Source organism: Psychrobacter sp. DAB_AL32B (genome assembly GCF_002224105.1).
Lineage (GTDB): Bacteria > Pseudomonadota > Gammaproteobacteria > Pseudomonadales > Moraxellaceae > Psychrobacter.
The window spans coordinates 56,160-73,854 of record NZ_NEXU01000018.1; the positions used below are offsets into that span (position 1 = coordinate 56,160).

The following is a 17,695-nucleotide window of genomic DNA, read 5'->3' on the forward strand; positions in this document are numbered from 1 at the left end:
CAGCAAGGTAGAGCGCTATAACTTGGTAAATAGACGCAAAATTAAACCAAGCAGATTAATAGAATAAGTCGTTATTAATAAAAAGAGCGCCTACTGTCATGTACCAACGTCTACTTTAAGGACATTATTATGAAAGACATGCTTCAATCACCCACGCGGCGTCAACTGCTCTCGATGATTGGTAAAACAGCAGGTGCAACCGCGATGTATCAGGCAATGACTACCTTAGGATTTGCCTCAGAATCGAGCTTCAAAGAAACCATGGATTTAAAGGGCGCGCCTGCTGGTGCTACTATTGTCATCCTTGGCGCCGGTCTTGGCGGGTTGACTGCGGCGTATGAGCTGCGCAAAGCGGGCTATGATGTCAAAGTACTTGAGTTTCAAAACCGTGGTGGCGGTCGTAGCTGGACGCTGAATAGTGGTGATAAATATACCGAACTTGGTGGCGAAGAGGTCACTTGTGATTTTGAGGAAGGTAATTATTTTAATGGTGGACCATGGCGTTTACCAAGCCATCACTACGCTGTATTTCACTACTGTAAACAGTTCGGTGTCGAGATGCAGCCATTTATACAAACCAATGATCGGGCTTACCTGCATCGCACCGATCACTTTGGTGGCGTACCGCAGCGTTTGGGTGATGTAAAGAACGATATCCAAGGTCATGTATCAGAGTTATTATCAAAGGCAGTAAATGTTGGCAGTCTTGATCGCTCAGTAAACACTGAAGACAAAGAGAAGCTACTCGAAGGCTTAAAAGGCTGGGGTGTGCTGGATAAAGACTATCGTTATAGGACCAGTCACGAAACCAGTAAACATCGTGGTTATAGCGTGCTACCGGGTGGCGGGTTAATGCCTAATGAAAAGCCCTCAAAAGTTTTACCGATGAATGAATTATTAGATTCAGGTATGTGGGCAGATATTTATAGCAACCACAACGTCTATGTCCATCAACCAACGATGTTCCAGCCAGTGGGTGGAATGGGTAAAATCGGTGATGCATTCACGCGTGAGTGCCGCGATATGATTGAATTCAATGCCAAAGTTACCAAGATTCATCAAGACGAAAGCGGCGTAACCGTCGACTATGTAGACAGTAATAGTCCAGACGGCGCAACCAAAACCATTCGTGCTGATTGGTGTATCTGTAATATTCCATTAACTGTACTGACGCAGCTTGATATCAACGTTTCAAAACCGATGAAACAAGCGATGGCAGCCGTACCTTATGATACGTCTTATAAAATCGGTTTAGAATTTAATCGCCGCTTTTGGGAGGAGGATGAGTGGATTTACGGCGGCTTAACCTATACCAATATGCCTATTACCCAAATTTCTTATCCTTCAGAAGATATGTTTAAAGATGGCTCTGGAGTATTGCTAGGCGCTTATGGTTTTGGTGCAACGTCATATAAGTTTAATACCTTGACCCCGCAAGAGCGTATTAATGTGGCACTTGCTTACGGAAAATACATCCACCCACAGTATCCAAAAGAATTCCGTGCCGGAACCTCAGTCGTTTGGCATCGTATCCCGTGGACGCTTGGCTGCTACGGTATTTGGAGCGAGTCAAGTCGCGAACAACACTACGATACCTTATGCAGTATAGATAACCGTATTGTGCTGACAGGTGAGCATTGCTCGCATATTCCAGCGTGGCAGGAAGGGGCTATTTTATCTGGCATGGATGCGGCTAAGCGCCTGCATAAAAAAGCAAAAATGCTAGGTTAATAATGCTTAAGTAATGTGGATAACGATAATAAATTCAGAGGCTATCATGGACAATCCAATCGTGAAAAAAGCAATCATGACACCTAAAATGCTGACGGTTATAGTACTGAGTATGATAGGTAGTACTGCACTAGTAGGTTGTAGTCAACAAGCAGATGACGTAGAGACTGTGGCTAGTAAACACGATGCAGCACAAGCTCCTGACTACCAAGCAAGTCGAAACACGGGCAGTTGGGGCGGTGTCTATATGAGTCGTGAGGAGCTAAAAGCGCCGGTTATCAATGTTGTTGATGACAGCTCACTACCCAGTATGGAAAACGATCCAAGTATCAGCGAGTGGGAAGCGAAGTTTGAAGGTACCAATGCTTTTGTGACTACGGATGGCAAAAAGCTTTATCATGACTCATGTGCTGGTTGCCATATGCATAAAGGCGAAGGAGCGCAGGGAGCGGGCTATTATCCACCACTAGCAAACAATAGCAAGATGCAGTCAAAATACTACATCATTGATATTTTGATTAATGGCTTTCGTGGTATGCCGTCATTTCACATGATGATGAATGATGAGCAGATGGCTGCGGTTACTCAGTACGTTGTGAGTGATTTAAATGGTTTTACCGATACAGTTACTGCCGAAGATGTGGCAAAGCTTAGACATGCTAATCCGCCAGGTTATGACCCAAGTGAGTGACCCAAGTGAGTGATCCAAGTGAGTGATCCAAGTGAGTGATCCAAGTGAGTGATCCAAGTGAGTGATCCAAGTGAGTGATCCAAGCGAATAGATGTAGGTGTTTAGAATCACTCTAAATAATTACTATTTTTTTACCCACAAAAAAGCGCCCAGACTATCGGGCGCTTTTTTGTGATTAAGACGTTATAAAATTTTAGCTTTATCTAGGACTGGCTGACCATACAGGTGAGCGAATGACGCCTTGCCCAGATTTACCAAACGATTCACCACCGTTCAGTGATTTAATGGTCAATACACCTTTTCCACCTTGCTTTGAAGCATAAACAACGCGCTTACCGTTAGGCGAAAAGCTCGGTGCTTCGTCGATACCCGTATTTCCCAAATTAGTAGTGACAGCACCGCCGCTATTCATGATGGCGGCTGAGCGACCACTTAAAAAAGCAATTTGTGAACCATCGCTACTGAATTGTGGGCTGGTGGCATAACCACTATTTGACACCTTGGTCGTACGTCCTGAGCCAAACTCATAACGATAAATCTGTGGTTTATTAAATCCTGCTCGATCACTAACGAACACAAAAGATTTACCATCAGGCGCATAGCTTGGCTGCACTTCACTGCTTGGCCAATTGGTAATTCTTCTAGGTTGACCGCCACTGGCGCTCATCTCGTAAATATCAGCACTGCCTTCAAAGCTGCTTGAAAATAGTATTTTGCTGCCATCTGGTGAAAATGAGGGACTTAAATTACTACCAGGGAAGGGTGTTAATGGTGTCGCACTGCCGCCGCTCACGCTTTGTACGTAGATAACAGGATACGATTTATCGCGTTGTACTGAATAAGCGATACGGTTGCCATCTGGCGACCATGTCGGCGAGAATATAGAGCCTGCCACTTCAGTAATGGTTTTGGCGTTTTCACCATCAGCATCCATTACCTTTAAGCGCGATACTTTCTCTTTTCCTGCACCAACCTCTTCGATATAGGCAATACGCCCTGAGAAGTCACCTGGAATACCCGTAATCAGCTCATAGACTTTGTCAGCGATGACGTGACCGGCATAACGCATGCTTTCTTTATTGTTCTCAGCGGTTAAGGTTTGCTTACCTTCTATCACACGACCAGTTTTAACCTCAATCACTTCATAATCAGTCACGACCTTACCGCGATTACTACGAGTGCTACCAACCACGAGATAAGGAATACCCATACTTTGCCATACGGGCAATGTACCTGCCAGCTCGCTACTACTGCGCGGTTGTTGTGGTAGATTTTGGTTGGTAACTTTTAGTTCGGTTTTGCTCAAATCATTAAAAATAATAGGTGATAAAACGGAGTCGCCAGCAAAGGGCACAAACGCAACTTGGCTTTGTTGGACTGGAATCTCATAATCCAATTCTAAAACGACCGGTGCCGCAAATACACTGGGAGCAGCTAGCAAGCTTGAGGTGCAAGCAAGTAAAGAGAGGAATAGTTTTTTGTGGGTACGCATGACCAAGTCGAACTCCTAAATTAGGGTAATCATTGTTTTTTATAAGCGGTAAGTTGGGTATTAAAGTAAGGCAATATGTCTGGCCGCGCAAGTCGCTTAAGGTAACGTTATCAATAATATAAGAATTGAGCAACCGATTAATTGCTACCCTTAAACTGTATGGTAAAAGTGGGGTATTTAGGATCATCGGCATCAATTGGTAAGCTACCCGTGTCCAGAACGGCTTGTTTGGCCGCTTCATTAACGGCGCTATCAGGTCCAGAAGCGGTGACGTTGACGATATTACCGCTAGCATTGACGGTAATCGTTAGCGTGGCACGTTGAGTTGAGCCTTTCGCTGCTATCGGTGGATTGTAATTACGCTTGATTAGGTTAATGATTTCGCTGTTACTTGCGCCGCGAGCACCGCTTGATGCTGAACGACTACTTCCTTTTGAGGTACTTGATGTCGCTGTATCACCAGATAGAGTCGATTGCCCGTCATCTGATAAGCTAAATTTTTGACCTGCACTACCAGAGCCACCCGTATTAATTTCTATGTTTCGGTCGTTGGCAGTGGGACGTTTAATCTTAGGAGGATTGTTTTGTTTATTACGAAAATCGCCAAGTTTTTTTTGCTCTTCGATAAGTTGCTGTCTTTTTTCTTTTTCAACTTGGTCATGTTCTTCTAGCACTGATTCATCTAACTGTGCTGCCCACTCAGCCATTCCGCGTTCATACTCTTGATTTTGCTCAAGCAAGCGTTGATGCTGCTCTTCACTCATAAGCATAGGGCGACTAGCAGGATCATCAGAGCGTGTAAAAACGGGCACACGCTGGGAGTTTTGTTGAGTAGGATTTGGAGTGCTAACGCTACCGTCAAACGCTTCTGTTTGCATGGCACTTGATGCGCCGCTCGCACTACTATCTTGCATCGCACTGGCTGCTGCAGCACGATTGGCAAGAATCTGCCCTTGCATCTCAGCTAATTGCTCAGGTGAAACCATGACCGTCTCAATACTGCCAGCAGTTTCTACTTCCATATTTTGATAGCTATAGATAAGTATTCCAATCACGAGACCATGTGCGAGCAAACTCAGTAGCGTGGGCAAGGTCAGGCCATTGCCTTCGGGTTCAGTCGGTACATAAACGACAGGAGCATTATGCATGACATCTATACTCAAAAAAATGATACTCAAGAACGTGGCAATCAAGAAGGCGAAACTCAATAGAGGATTTCATCAGATTATCTACTTTATTATAACCAGCTAAATTAAACATGCAATTTATTACAATGAAGGGGTAGGCAGGGGAGCGCCAGTCAATAGCCCGACCTTTTGGATACCGGCTTGTTGTAAAGTCGCCATTAGCGTCATGATGGCGCCATATTGATTGTTTTGGTCAGCATTAATCATGACTTGTACCGGTTGAGCGCCCACATCGCTACTTCTATTTTGCAAATTGGATAGGGTGTCAATCAGTTCTGGCTCACTAACAGGTACATCAACCTTGCTTTCATAACTGATAAAAATCTCGCCATTATCAGTTAACGACACAATCACTGGCAGCTGGCTTTGACTCATGGTATTGGTTTGTTCTTTTGGTAAATCAACATCGACACCGGTAATCAGCATCGGCGCTGTGACCATAAATATTACTAGCAGCACCAACATCACGTCGATATAAGGAACAACGTTCATCTCCGCATTCAGCGCTTTTTTCTCACGGCGATAGGGACTTTGTTTCATAGACCAGCTACCTGAGTACTTTGATTGACTTGGTTTACTTGAGTGCTAGGTTGTGGATTTTCAATACTGGTTTCGCGTTGTAGCATACCCGTCATCTCATCACAGAATAATGCGCGTGAATCATATAGGCGACTGGATTTGGCTGTAAAGTGGTTATAAGCCAGTACAGCAGGAATAGCCGCAAACAAACCCATAGCAGTTGCAATCAATGCTTCAGCGATACCAGGGGCGACAGTGGCTAAGGTAGCTTGCTCAGTTTGTGATAGCCCCAAAAATGCATTCATGATGCCCCAAACGGTACCAAATAAGCCAATATATGGCGCAACCGAACCAATGCTTGCGAGCGTCGTTAGTCCTGACTCTAAGAGTTGTTGTTGACGTCCTAAGCCAACTCTTAGCTTGCGCTCGACACCATCAATGATATCGTCTTTAGGTTGGCGTTTCTTATGCATTCTTAAGTATTCAGAAAACCCAACATAAAAAATCTGCTCAAGCCCTTGGCGCTCAGGTGACCCTTGAATCCCTTGATATAGTTTGGCTAAATCTTCACCTGACCAAAACCAAGTTTCAAACTGTTGGTCAAAGTTTTTGGCGGTACCGAGCCGCGCACTCATTCGAAAAATAATGACCCAACTGAGCAAAGAGGCTAATAATAATAATGCCATCACAATCTGTACCAGTAGACTGGCTTGGGTGATAAGGTCGATAATATTTAATGATTCAGGCATGTATTGAACTCATGGATAATTGATAATAGTCAATCTAAGTGGCGCTTTTATCTCAACCCACTAGTGTACTGTTAAACCAGATAAATATCACTAATAATGTGCTAATTACACAATGATGATTTTTTTCTAAAAAACATGATGACAGCGTATTGATTTTATCATATTGTCCATATGGTCAACTAATTTGCACTCTTGCAGCTAGAAGGTGACCAGATTCATTGAAATTGTAAGATAATTTCACTAGAATGTTATCGTTTGTTGCTATCATTTTTCATGATAGTTTTGTATTTGCCAAATTACGTGTGGCTAAAGGACTAAAAGCATCATCTCTAACCTTAGTTTATAAGCGTCATTTACAGTCGCAATTTGGAAGCGTCATTTATCGTCGCAATTTGGATGTATTTTTATATGTTTGATTTAAACGCAGCATTGATTGTCGCAACTTGGAAGCGACAGTTATCAATACCGTTGGATAATGATAATTTACTTACTGCAATTTGGAAGCGACTCTTATGAACGCAATCGAACGCTATTTTGGGATCAATGGTGAAAACACCACGATCAAAACGGAGATTTTAGCTGGTGTAACCACGTTTTTAACGATGGCTTACATTATTTTTGTTAACCCTAACGTCCTTGCTGACGCTGGTATGGATAAAGGCGCGGTATTCGTCGCTACTTGTCTTGCTGCCGCGATTGGTTGTTTTATTATGGGGATTTATGCCCGCCTGCCAGTTGCACAAGCACCAGGTATGGGGCTCAACGCCTTCTTTACTTATGGTGTGGTTTTAGGGATGGGCTACGCTTGGCAAACCGCACTGGGCGCAGTATTTTTGTCCGGCTGTATTTTTGTCCTGTTAAGTTTGTTCAAAATCCGTGAAATCATTATTAATTCTATTCCGGATAGTATTAAACAAGGTGTCGTCGCTGGTATCGGTGCGTTTTTGGCCTTTATCTCGCTACAAACCGCAGGCGTTATCGTCAATAATGACGCGACGCTGGTGGGACTTGGCGATATGACCACGTTTGCACCTGCGATGGCGGCATTAGGTTTTATTGTCATCGTTGGTCTGTCCCATAAAAAAATACCAGGCGCGGTCACCATTGGTATTTTACTGGTGGCGCTTATCAGTCTGATTACGGGTAATACGCAGTTCACTGGTATTACATCTGCGCCGCCATCTATTGCCCCAACGCTTATGCAGCTTGATATTGCTGGTGCATTCGATGTGGCGATGATCAGTGTTATCTTTGCCTTCTTATTCGTCGATTTATTCGATACCGCAGGCACCTTGATTGCGACCACCAGTCAAGCAGGCTTAATTGGTAAAGACGGTAAAATTCCTAATATGGGCAAAGCACTATTAGCAGATTCAACCGCGACTGTGGCAGGTACATTACTGGGAACATCATCAACAACCAGTTATATTGAAAGTGTTTCAGGTATTGCTGCAGGTGGTCGTACTGGGCTTATGGCAGTGACGGTGGGGGTCTTGTTTTTACTCAGTATATTCTTTTCACCGCTCGCTGGTATGATTCCAGGATATGCGACAGCTGGCGCTATCTTTTATGTCGCTGTACTCATGATGGAAACGTTAAAAGATGTTAAATGGAATGATTTAACAGAAGCAGCGCCAGTGGTAGTAGTACTGTTATTTACACCTTTGAGCTATTCTGTCGCTGACGGTATTGCGCTTGGATTTATTACCTTTACTGCCATCAAAGTCGTAGCGGGTAAGTTCTCTGATATTAGTGTCCCAGTTTGGATATTAACCGCCGTGTTACTTGCCAAAATTGTATTTATATAGCATTTTAAGATAGGTTTAAGTTTAGCTGAAACTTAAGCTGAAATAAGCGACCGTTTTATTCTCTGAACCCTTGTTATCATTGAATGATAACAAGGGTTTTTTATGCTTAAAAATAAGTTATTTTGTCAAAAATGCATACAAGTGTTTGATTCATAAACCAATTAGATATTGTTAGTAAACAATAATTTATAACCAAAGCGTCATTTTTGCAGTATCGTTAATAAATATTTGTTTTTAAACAATATTTTGATTGGTTGAAATTAAGTAATATCGTTAGTTGGAAGTTTTTTTTCATGTTAATATGACAACGTTAAGCGCATCACCTCAATCAACGCCGTAGAGGTTTTTCTTACCAGTGAATTAGTATCATATAAGACTGCAATTTGAGCCAGTAGCGTTTAAGTTTGATGGCTAGTATTGCAATCGCACTCCTTTCACTACTAACAAGAAGAAGGCACTAATGCCGCTTAACTGTACGTTGTTGCCTTTATATTGTTAACGTAGTCCGTTTAACATTAGAACGACCTACTTGACCTCTTCCAGCCTATGCTGGATTTTCTCGTTTTGTGATGGCGCCGTTTGGTCTTTCGATTATTGCTGTGAATATTATTTATTATCTACTATTGATGACCTACTATTAAAAGTCGTAGGGGTTAAAAGATAATAATGGTTATAGATAATCAAATTTCCGAAAGCACCATTTATGATGGTTTTTAAACGATAGTTATGGAGTTGTTATGAACCCAGTAGAGCAGTTTACCCCGCAAGAGCCGATTTTATTTAATCCTATCGATTTGCTGTCACCAGAATATATTACCCAATCGTCAGAGGAGCTACATGCACGTATCTCACCGTTATATAGCGTCGATGAAGAGCGCTGGTTAACGGACTTATTGCCATTAGCCAAACCCAGTGATGCAGAACGTGAAGCTGCTGCCACGCAGACTCGTCAGCTGGTCGAGCACGTGCGCAATGATGGCAAAGCCGTAAAAATGGTCGACTCACTATTGCTTGAGTACAGTTTGGATACCCAAGAAGGTATTCTACTGATGAGCTTGGCAGAGGCTTTGATTCGAGTACCAGATAATTACACTGCTGATGCGTTGATTCATGACAAAATGAGTGTGGCTGACTGGAAAAAGCACATAAAAAATGACAATGGTTTTATGGTCAATGCCTCGACGTGGGGCATGATGATGACTGGCCGTGTTGTGAGTATCGATAGTAATACGACTGCATCAGGGTTTTTGGATCGTATGACCAAAAAGATGGGTGAGCCGGTCATTCGCAGTGCGATGCAAAAAGCCATGCGTATCATGGGGCATCAATTTGTATTGGGTGAAACCATTGAAGGCGCTAATAAAAACAGCCAGCCTTATCGCAATAAAGGCTATACCTATTCATTTGATATGCTAGGCGAAGCAGCGATTACGCATAAAGATGCCGAAAAATACTTCAACGATTATCTGCATGCCATTAAAGCCACTGCCAGTATCAAAGTCAAAGAGGGCATGCCAAAGCCGTCGGTATCTATCAAGCTATCTGCATTGCATCCTCGCTATGAAGCCACCCAAGAAGCACAAGTGATGGGGTTATTACGTCAACGCTGCTTGTTACTGATTGAAGCGGCACGTGAGGTCAACGTTGATCTTAGTATCGATGCGGAAGAAGCCGATCGACTTGAGATTTCTTTAAAGTTATTTGAATCTCTATACCGTGACAACTTGACGGCTGACTGGGATGGTTTAGGTATCGTGGTACAGGGTTACTCTAAGCGTGCTATTGCTATTTTAGTATGGCTGGCGCGCTTGGCAACTGAAGTAGGTGACCGTATTCCAGTACGTTTGGTAAAAGGCGCGTATTGGGATACAGAAATTAAATTGGCGCAGCAAAAAGGTTTGTCAGGCTATCCTGTCTGGACGCGTAAAGAAGGTACGGATACCGCCTATCTTGCGTGCGCGCGCTTCTTGCTATCAGAGCATTTACGCGGACTCATCTGGCCACAGTTTGCTACTCATAATGCCCATACGCTTGCCTCGATTATGACCATGAGTGCGCATAGAGACTTTGAATTCCAGCGTCTACATGGTATGGGCGACGCCCTTTATGATCACATTTTACAAGCTTATAAAATCCCAGTACGTATCTATGCGCCCGTTGGCGCACATAAAGACTTACTGCCGTATTTGGTACGCCGCTTGCTTGAAAACGGTGCCAACAGCTCGTTTGTCCATCAGCTATTAGACAAATCTTATCCGATTGAGAAGCTGATAGTGCATCCGTATGACAAGCTACTGACCAACGCTACTTTGCACAATCCAGATATTCCATTACCACTAGATATCTATGGTGCGCGCCGTGCCAGCTTTGGTCCAAATATATTTGTAGAGTCACAATGGCTACCGTTCAAAGCTGCTATTGATAGTCATCTGCATAAAACTTGGTCAGCGACTTCTATTGTCAATGGCAAGGCAGTTAATGACTATGAAGCGGATGGCGAAACCCATCAGCTCAATACTCAAACAGTACGCGCTCCTTGGAATCATGAGGTCATCGCAGGTAACGTAGCCTATGCTAATGCAGAGGTGGCACGGCAAGCGATCGATGCGGCAGTAGCAGGGCAAAGCGCATGGCAGAAAGTACCCGCTGCTAAGCGCGCTATGATATTACGTAAAGTGGCTGATTTATATGAAGAAAACTATGCTGAATTGATGGCATTATGCCAAATTGAAGCGGGTAAAACGATGCAAGACGGCATCGATGAAATCAAAGAAGCCGTTGATTTTTGCCGTTTTTATGCTGATGAAGCGGAGCGTTTAGATGCAAAAGTACACGAGTTTACTGATTTGGCAAGTAAGCTGTCTCGTCAAGTTTATAAAGCACGTGGCACCTTTGTTTGTATTAGCCCTTGGAACTTTCCATTGGCGATTTATACCGGTCAAATCGTAGCGGCATTAGCAGCAGGTAATACGGTTGTTGCGAAACCTGCTGAGCAAACCAGCTTGATTGCTCATTTTGGTGCACAACTGATGTATCAAGCGGGCGTACCAGCAGAAGCGTTGCAATTAGTGATTGGTGCTGGCGACGTTGGTGCTGCATTGACCGCAGCTGATAATATAGCAGGTGTTATATTTACTGGCTCGACCCAAACGGCTCAGCGGATTAACCAAAGCCTGAACAGTCATGCTCAAGCTAGTGGCGAGTTGCCCGTATTTATCGCAGAGACTGGCGGACAGAACGCCATGATTGTCGATTCGACAGCACTGCCAGAACAAGTGGTTAGAGATGCGGTGTTATCTGCTTTTGGTTCAGCAGGTCAGCGTTGTTCTGCTTGCCGTATATTGTGCGTGCAAGAAGAGATGGCTGATGATTTGATTGAGCTGCTCCAAGGCAATATGGCTGAATTGGTCGTAGGCAATCCTTTATATGCGACCACAGATGTGGGCCCAGTGATCGATAACGATGCCAAGCGAGGACTTGAAGCACATATCGAGCGCATGCGCGCTGAGCCTACCGCTACTATTTTGGCGCAGACACCGATGAGCGACAGTGTGGTCGTCAGTCAAGAGCAATCGACCTTTGTATTGCCAACTGCGATTGAAGTAAAAAGCATTGATGTGATTGGTGGTGAGCACTTTGGCCCTATCCTGCATGTGCTGCGCTATAAAGCCCCTGACTTGAATAAGTTGATTGACGCAATCAATGGCACAGGTTTTGGTTTAACCTTGGGTATTCATAGCCGTATTGAAAATAATGTTGAACATATTGAACGCCGTGCTTTTGTGGGCAATACCTACATTAATCGCAACCAAATCGGTGCGGTCGTAAACGTCCAACCATTTGGTGGCTGTGGTCTGTCCGGTACTGGCCCTAAAGCGGGTGGTCCACATTATGTCGCCCGTCTTATGCAATTAAGTACAGAGCAAGCAGCTGTCGAACAAGTAGGTATTAAAAACAATACGACCGAATCAATCACTCAAACAGAACTTGCATAAGGAGTAGCAACATGGCGACTGAATTCAAAAAAAATCATGCCCAGGTTTGTGAAGCTTGGCGATTACTTAGCGCATTAGATCGTGCCGCTTATATACAAGCGGCCATTCCAAAATTGGCATTGCTTACCGGTGATGCCAATAAAGCAAAGCGTTTGTTTACTCATTTATTGAGTGCTGCGCCTATGCTGGATGAAGTGCATCGTATGACTGGGGCTACTGGTGAAACAAATGATTTGTATGTGACCGCCCGTGGTAAGACAATGGTCATCGGTGGCGAGTCTGCCCGCGCAATGGCAGTGCTTGGGCAATTGGTAGCAGCGCTATTAACCGGTAACGAAGTAATATTGCATTGCCCAAGCCAAGATGAGATGTGTAATGAAGCAGCAAAAATCCTCTATGAGTCTGGTATCAGTGATGATGTGCTGAGCGTTGCTAATGATTCGCAAACGATTACGCTATTGTATATAGACCGTCTCGCTCAAGTGGCTGTCGCTGGTAATCAGAGCGAAGTGCAAGTAATCAGCCAAGAGCTTGCCAATACCGATGGTATTTTAACGCAAGTAATTGCGGTCACTGACATGGAAGGCTTGTCAGAGATGCTGACGCCTGATTATCTCTATCGCTTTGTCACTGAGCGAGTAAGAACAATCAATACCACAGCAATCGGTGGTAATGCTAGCTTGTTAGAGCTTGGCACAGAGTAACTGCTATATCTTTATAGATAAAAAACTAGATAGATGTAGTTATCGATAAAAAAAGATAGAATTACAAGCATGACGGCCAGTAATTATTTTCCAAGAGCTTTGGTGAATCGTTGCTGACCGTTTTTTTTATATCTCAATTTAATTTTATTGCTTTTGACTAAGGTATGGCTTTTGACTAAGGATAGTTAAGGTTTTTAACCGATGACAACTATTTTATGAGTTTTTTTGGTTTTTAAACGAAATGACATGTTTTTTTAAGTTGTAAGTTAAATAAAGATAGTGATAATATAAATTAACCGTTTAGTCAGTAATTATTCGCTAAATGGCTGCTGAACGCCTTCAACACGGAATGTTGATGTACCTTAAGCCATAGAAAAAGGATTTGTTTATGCTTATATTCTCCGATTTTCCGATAGGGTAGTTAAGCCTATACCCGAACCCTTATTACCGCTTTCAGATTTACTAATAATGCTCATACATGATTGGTAAATAGAAAATTTCAAACCGCAAACAGATTAAGCCTGAGCAAGTCAGTAGTCAGATAGGCAGTCAGCTTATTCAATACCCGTATAACTATCAGTATTGATGTAGGTATGATGATCGTCATCGTATAAATTTTATTAACATGGTAATTAAGTACTAACTTAAGGACAGAGCGTTTGTGCGCGACTATCCTTTAAGATACTGATTGTTAAAATTTTATTATTCGATTAGAGATAAAAGTATTTTTTTATCTTCCTTTTATTCTGACAGCTGAGCATTGCTATGATTCATTTTTATTTGAACGGTAAATATAAGCAGTTAACTGACCTCAATCCGAATACCACGGTACTTGAGTATCTGCGCTTGCACGAACGGCAGACCGATACCAAAGAAGGCTGCGGTAGTGGTGATTGCGGCGCTTGTACCATTATGGCGCAAAAGCTACCTACTCAAGATGCAGACCGCTCTAATCATGCCCCTTTTTATACCCTCAACTCTTGTATTACGCTACTGTCGCTAATGGATGGTCATCATCTGATGACGGCCGCTTTTATCGCGGACAATCCTGCCAATCATCCAGATCGTGCTTTATTGCACCCAGCCCAGCAAGCCATGGTAGATTGTCATGGCTCGCAGTGCGGCTTTTGTACGCCTGGATTTGTCATGACGCTAGCAAGTACCTATGAAAACCATCGCATGCAAGTAGCAGAAGGGTCGACGACTGACGATCTTAGCTATGATGATATTGTCGCTTCAATATCGGGAAATCTGTGCCGCTGTACAGGTTATCGTCCTATTATAGATGCTGGTTTAGTAATGAGTGAGATTGGCAGACAACGTGATGCTGGTCAGATAATAGCTAAAGACTTAACCATCAGTCTCGCGACAGATGCGATGGTAAGTAGCAAACCAGCCGCTTCAAATACCACCAACACTATCGCGCCTGCTCTTACTCAAGCGTCGCGTAAGCTGTTCATTCCGCATTCTATTGATGAGCTCAATCAAGTGCTAGCTGCCCATCCAAAGGCGACTATTTGGGCGGGTGGGACCGATTTAGGCTTGAGTGTGACGCAGCACTTAGTCGATCATGAAGTCATTGTGCAACTGTCAGCGATTGATGAGCTTAAATCTTGGTCGCTTACGGATTCTAAATCTCTCAATGGCAAACAATCAAAAGATACAGAATCAAAAGGCAAGCAAGCTTCAGAGCAAATAGAAATACAATCTTTAGTATTGGGTGCTGGCATGAGCTATAAGCAAATGCTGCCTGTCCTTGAGCAATACTTTCCTAACTTTGCCAATTTATTTGAACGCATTGCCTCGCCGCAAATTCGTAACATGGGCACTATCGGTGGTAACGTCGCTAACGCTTCACCAATTGGTGATTTACCTCCAATTTTATTGGCATTAGATGCTCATATTCATATACGTCATTGCGCTGCTGTTGATAGTTCAGATATTGATAGTGCTGCTGACAATACCAATGACAATGGTGTCCACTCAAATCAAGTACCTTGTGTTGACGAAATTATTCCTCTATCTGAATTCTTTTTAGACTATAAAAAGACCAAGCTACGCGCTGGTAGTTATGTGGTTGCCCTGCATATTCCGCTGCTGCAAGACAATCAGCATCTCTATATTCATAAGATTAGTAAGCGTTACGAAGATGATATTTCGGCCTGCTTATTGGCAGCGAGAATTGATCTGTCAGCAGATGGCTTGACGATTGAAAATGTAAGACTTGGTCTTGGCGGTATGGCAGCGATTCCTTTATTGGCTGCAAAATGTCAGCAAGCACTGATCGGGCAAGCTGTTGACGTTGCCAGTTTTGAGACGGCAGCGCAAATGCTAGCGATGGATGTATCGCCAATGACGGATGTGAGAGCCAGTCGTGAATATCGTATGCATGTGGTGCAGCGGCTAATTATTAAATGCGGTAAGCAATTGGTAGCAGATGTAAAAGCTGAAAGCGCTTAACGTTTATGAACGTTGTATAGAGTTTTTTAATATCTAAATACGCTTTCACGTACAGGCAAGTCAAACACCGATATTTGCTATAAATACTGATATTTATCATAAAGTATTATGCTGATAGCTATGATTTTGCAACGCAGCTTTTTTTAGATTATCTACTAAAAAGCAGTTACTACATAGCTTTCATAATACAGCCAAAACGCTATAAGCAGGCATTATAGGTTTTGCTAAAAATATAAGAGAGAGCCACCATGAGTCATCATTCTTCATTATTTGACAGCTATAGTATTCGCCGAGTACGTCCACCCAAAAATAAAATCGGTACCGGAGCCAAGCATGACAGTGCTATTAGTCATGTGATGGGAACAGCCACCTATGTAGATGACATGCTGAAGCCACAAAGCACCCTGCATTTAGCGGTTGGAAAAAGTGCTCATGCTCACGCACGCGTATTAAGCATGGATTTGAGTGCGGTAAGGGCAGCCGATGGCGTAATCGATGTCATTACTTTTAAAGATTTGCCAGCCAAGACTGATATCGGACCGGTTTTTGATGGTGATCCATTGATGGTAGATGAGATCACAGAATATGTTGGTCAAACCTTATTTGCCGTCGTCGCAACCAGTCATCGTGCCGCCAAAAAAGCCACCCTTCACGCTATTGTAGAGTATGAGCCATTACCAGCGATTCTCACTATTGATGAGGCGCTAAAGCAAGAGCAGTTTGTGCGTCCCAGTCATTTTATGGAGTGCGGAGATGCGGCAGCCGCAATCGATACGGCACCGACGCGCATTGCAGGACATATTCATATGCTTGGCCAAGAGCATTTTTATCTTGAAGGGCAAGTATCCTATGTCGTCCCTTGTGATGATGGTGGCCTTGAAGTTTATACCTCATCGCAACATCCGAGTGAAGTACAACAGCTGGTCGCCGAAGTGGTTGATTTACCTTTTCATGCCGTGACGACGATTGTGCGCAGAATGGGTGGTGGCTTTGGCGGTAAAGAAACGCAAGCAGCCGCTTGGGCGTGTCTCTGCGGTATCGTTGCCAAGCGCCAAAATGTGCCAATAAGCATGCGTTTAGATCGTCAAGATGACATGGTCGTGACTGGTAAGCGTCATGAGTTCTCTAATCGATATGATGTCGGTGTCAATGATGCCGGTCAAGTGCTGGGCGTCGATATGCAGCTGTCAGGATTGTGTGGTTATTCGCCCGATTTGTCTGATGCTATCGTCGATCGCGCAATGTTCCACTGCGATAATGCCTATTATTATCCAGCCGCGCAGATAGCCGGTCACCGCTGCAAGACTCATACAGTATCTAATACTGCTTATCGAGGTTTTGGTGGTCCACAAGGTCTGCTGACGGCTGAGTATATGATGGATCATATCGCCTATACTTTAGGAAAAGATCCTTTGCAAGTGCGTCTGGAAAATTTATATCAAAACGGTCAAAGCACCCATTATGGTCAACCGATTGAGCATTTTGATTTGGCTACTATTATGCAGACGCTAGCAGATGACAATGATTACGATAAGCGTCGTCAGCAAATTACAGCGGCCAATCAACAAGCCGAAGCCGAGGGTAGTGATAAACGTTTGGGTCTTGCCTTAACACCTGTGAAATTCGGTATTTCATTTACCGTACAGACGTTGAATCAAGCTGGAGCTTTAGTACTTATCTATACCGATGGTACCATTCAAGTCAATCACGGCGGTACTGAGATGGGGCAAGGGCTGTATATTAAAATTGCCCAAATCGTCGCCAATGAATTTGATGTCGATTTAGAGACCGTAAAAGCAACAGCGACCCGCACGGACAAAGTGCCGAACACGTCACCGACTGCTGCCTCATCGGGTACGGATATGAATGGTAAAGCGGCGCAAAATGCTTGTATCACTATCAGAGACCGTATGGTTGAGTTTGCCGCTGAGCATTTCACAGTAGCCGCAGAAGATATCCGGTTTGAGTGTAATCACGTGCATATAGGCGACAAAGAAGTGCTGACCTTTGCCGATTTTGTCTTACTGGCTTATCAGCACCGTATTAGTTTGTCTTCTACTGGTTATTATAAAACACCAAAGATATTTTATGATCGCTCAAAAGCGTGGGGTCGACCTTTCTTTTATTTTGCCTTGGGTGCCGCTTGTGCAGAAGTTGAGATTGATACTTTAACGGGTGAATATAAGGTATTGCGCTGCGATATCTTGCACGATGTCGGGCAATCGATTAACCCTGCTGTGGATATTGGTCAGATTGAAGGTGCTTTTGTACAAGGCATGGGCTGGCTGACGGCTGAAGAGCTGATTTGGGATAAAAAAGGTAATTTAGCTTCTAACAGTGCGGCTAATTATAAGATTCC

General features: G+C 43.6%; 11 protein-coding genes. 7 read left to right on the forward strand and 4 right to left on the reverse strand.

All coding sequences use genetic code 11. From position 1 onward, the window contains the following. Window positions 1-129 precede the first annotated feature (129 nt). Window positions 130-1,731, forward strand: a complete 1,602-nt coding sequence (locus tag CAN34_RS02645) for a flavin monoamine oxidase family protein (protein WP_079691970.1) — start codon at window positions 130-132, stop codon at window positions 1,729-1,731. A gap of 46 nt (window positions 1,732-1,777) precedes the next feature. Then, window positions 1,778-2,422 (forward strand): cytochrome c, encoded by a 645-nt coding sequence (locus CAN34_RS02650; RefSeq protein ID WP_089554323.1) that lies wholly within the window; start codon window positions 1,778-1,780, stop codon window positions 2,420-2,422. A 199-nt stretch (window positions 2,423-2,621) separates the two neighbouring features. Here the strand turns inward: CAN34_RS02650 and CAN34_RS02655 are convergent, their stop codons facing one another. The 4 genes from CAN34_RS02655 to tolQ all read right to left on the reverse strand — a co-directional run bounded on the left by CAN34_RS02655 (window position 2,622) and on the right by tolQ (window position 6,369). Beyond that, window positions 2,622-3,914: a PD40 domain-containing protein gene (locus tag CAN34_RS02655; RefSeq protein WP_089554324.1), complete on the reverse strand. Its 1,293-nt coding sequence runs from the start codon at window positions 3,912-3,914 to the stop codon at window positions 2,622-2,624. 137 nt (window positions 3,915-4,051) lie between these two features. After that, window positions 4,052-5,062, reverse strand: coding sequence for a cell envelope integrity protein TolA (locus CAN34_RS02660; protein ID WP_089554325.1), 1,011 nt, complete (start codon window positions 5,060-5,062; stop codon window positions 4,052-4,054). Between the two features lie 120 nt (window positions 5,063-5,182). Beyond that, the gene (gene tolR, locus CAN34_RS02665) at window positions 5,183-5,641 is read right to left on the reverse strand and encodes a protein TolR (RefSeq protein ID WP_089554326.1); all 459 of its coding nucleotides are present in this window, start codon (window positions 5,639-5,641) and stop codon (window positions 5,183-5,185) included. After that, the gene (tolQ, locus tag CAN34_RS02670) at window positions 5,638-6,369 is read right to left on the reverse strand and encodes a protein TolQ (protein WP_089554327.1); all 732 of its coding nucleotides are present in this window, start codon (window positions 6,367-6,369) and stop codon (window positions 5,638-5,640) included. The genes tolR and tolQ overlap by 4 nt, the downstream gene beginning before the upstream one ends. Window positions 6,370-6,881: 512 nt before the next feature. Between tolQ and CAN34_RS02675 the strand changes: the two genes are divergently transcribed. The 5 genes from CAN34_RS02675 to xdhB all read left to right on the forward strand — a co-directional run. After that, complete coding sequence (locus CAN34_RS02675) at window positions 6,882-8,177, forward strand: NCS2 family permease (protein ID WP_089554328.1); 1,296 nt, start codon at window positions 6,882-6,884, stop codon at window positions 8,175-8,177. 737 nt (window positions 8,178-8,914) lie between these two features. Continuing rightward, window positions 8,915-12,172 carry a bifunctional proline dehydrogenase/L-glutamate gamma-semialdehyde dehydrogenase PutA gene (putA, locus tag CAN34_RS02680; protein WP_089554329.1) on the forward strand — a complete coding sequence of 1,086 codons (3,258 nt, stop codon included), beginning with the start codon at window positions 8,915-8,917 and terminating at the stop codon, window positions 12,170-12,172. 11 nt (window positions 12,173-12,183) lie between these two features. Beyond that, entirely contained in the window at window positions 12,184-12,876 is a 693-nt protein-coding gene (locus CAN34_RS02685; RefSeq protein WP_089554330.1) for a 1-pyrroline-5-carboxylate dehydrogenase, read from the forward strand. A 765-nt stretch (window positions 12,877-13,641) separates the two neighbouring features. Continuing rightward, window positions 13,642-15,336: a xanthine dehydrogenase small subunit gene (locus CAN34_RS02690; protein ID WP_089554331.1), complete on the forward strand. Its 1,695-nt coding sequence runs from the start codon at window positions 13,642-13,644 to the stop codon at window positions 15,334-15,336. Between the two features lie 248 nt (window positions 15,337-15,584). After that, a partial coding sequence (gene xdhB, locus CAN34_RS02695) for a xanthine dehydrogenase molybdopterin binding subunit (RefSeq protein WP_089554332.1) occupies window positions 15,585-17,695 on the forward strand: 2,111 nt, incomplete at its 3' end.

Excerpts from the sequence above, each read along its gene's own strand:
- CAN34_RS02645 (WP_079691970.1), top strand. The coding sequence starts at position 130 with ATGAAAGACATGCTTCAATCACCCACGCGGCGTCAACTGCTCTCGATG.
- CAN34_RS02650 (WP_089554323.1), top strand. The coding sequence starts at position 1,778 with ATGGACAATCCAATCGTGAAAAAAGCAATCATGACACCTAAAATGCTG.
- CAN34_RS02655 (WP_089554324.1), bottom strand. The coding sequence starts at position 3,914 with ATGCGTACCCACAAAAAACTATTCCTCTCTTTACTTGCTTGCACCTCA.
- CAN34_RS02660 (WP_089554325.1), bottom strand. The coding sequence starts at position 5,062 with ATGCATAATGCTCCTGTCGTTTATGTACCGACTGAACCCGAAGGCAAT.
- tolR (WP_089554326.1), bottom strand. The coding sequence starts at position 5,641 with ATGAAACAAAGTCCCTATCGCCGTGAGAAAAAAGCGCTGAATGCGGAG.
- tolQ (WP_089554327.1), bottom strand. The coding sequence starts at position 6,369 with ATGCCTGAATCATTAAATATTATCGACCTTATCACCCAAGCCAGTCTA.
- CAN34_RS02675 (WP_089554328.1), top strand. The coding sequence starts at position 6,882 with ATGAACGCAATCGAACGCTATTTTGGGATCAATGGTGAAAACACCACG.
- putA (WP_089554329.1), top strand. The coding sequence starts at position 8,915 with ATGAACCCAGTAGAGCAGTTTACCCCGCAAGAGCCGATTTTATTTAAT.
- CAN34_RS02685 (WP_089554330.1), top strand. The coding sequence starts at position 12,184 with ATGGCGACTGAATTCAAAAAAAATCATGCCCAGGTTTGTGAAGCTTGG.
- CAN34_RS02690 (WP_089554331.1), top strand. The coding sequence starts at position 13,642 with ATGATTCATTTTTATTTGAACGGTAAATATAAGCAGTTAACTGACCTC.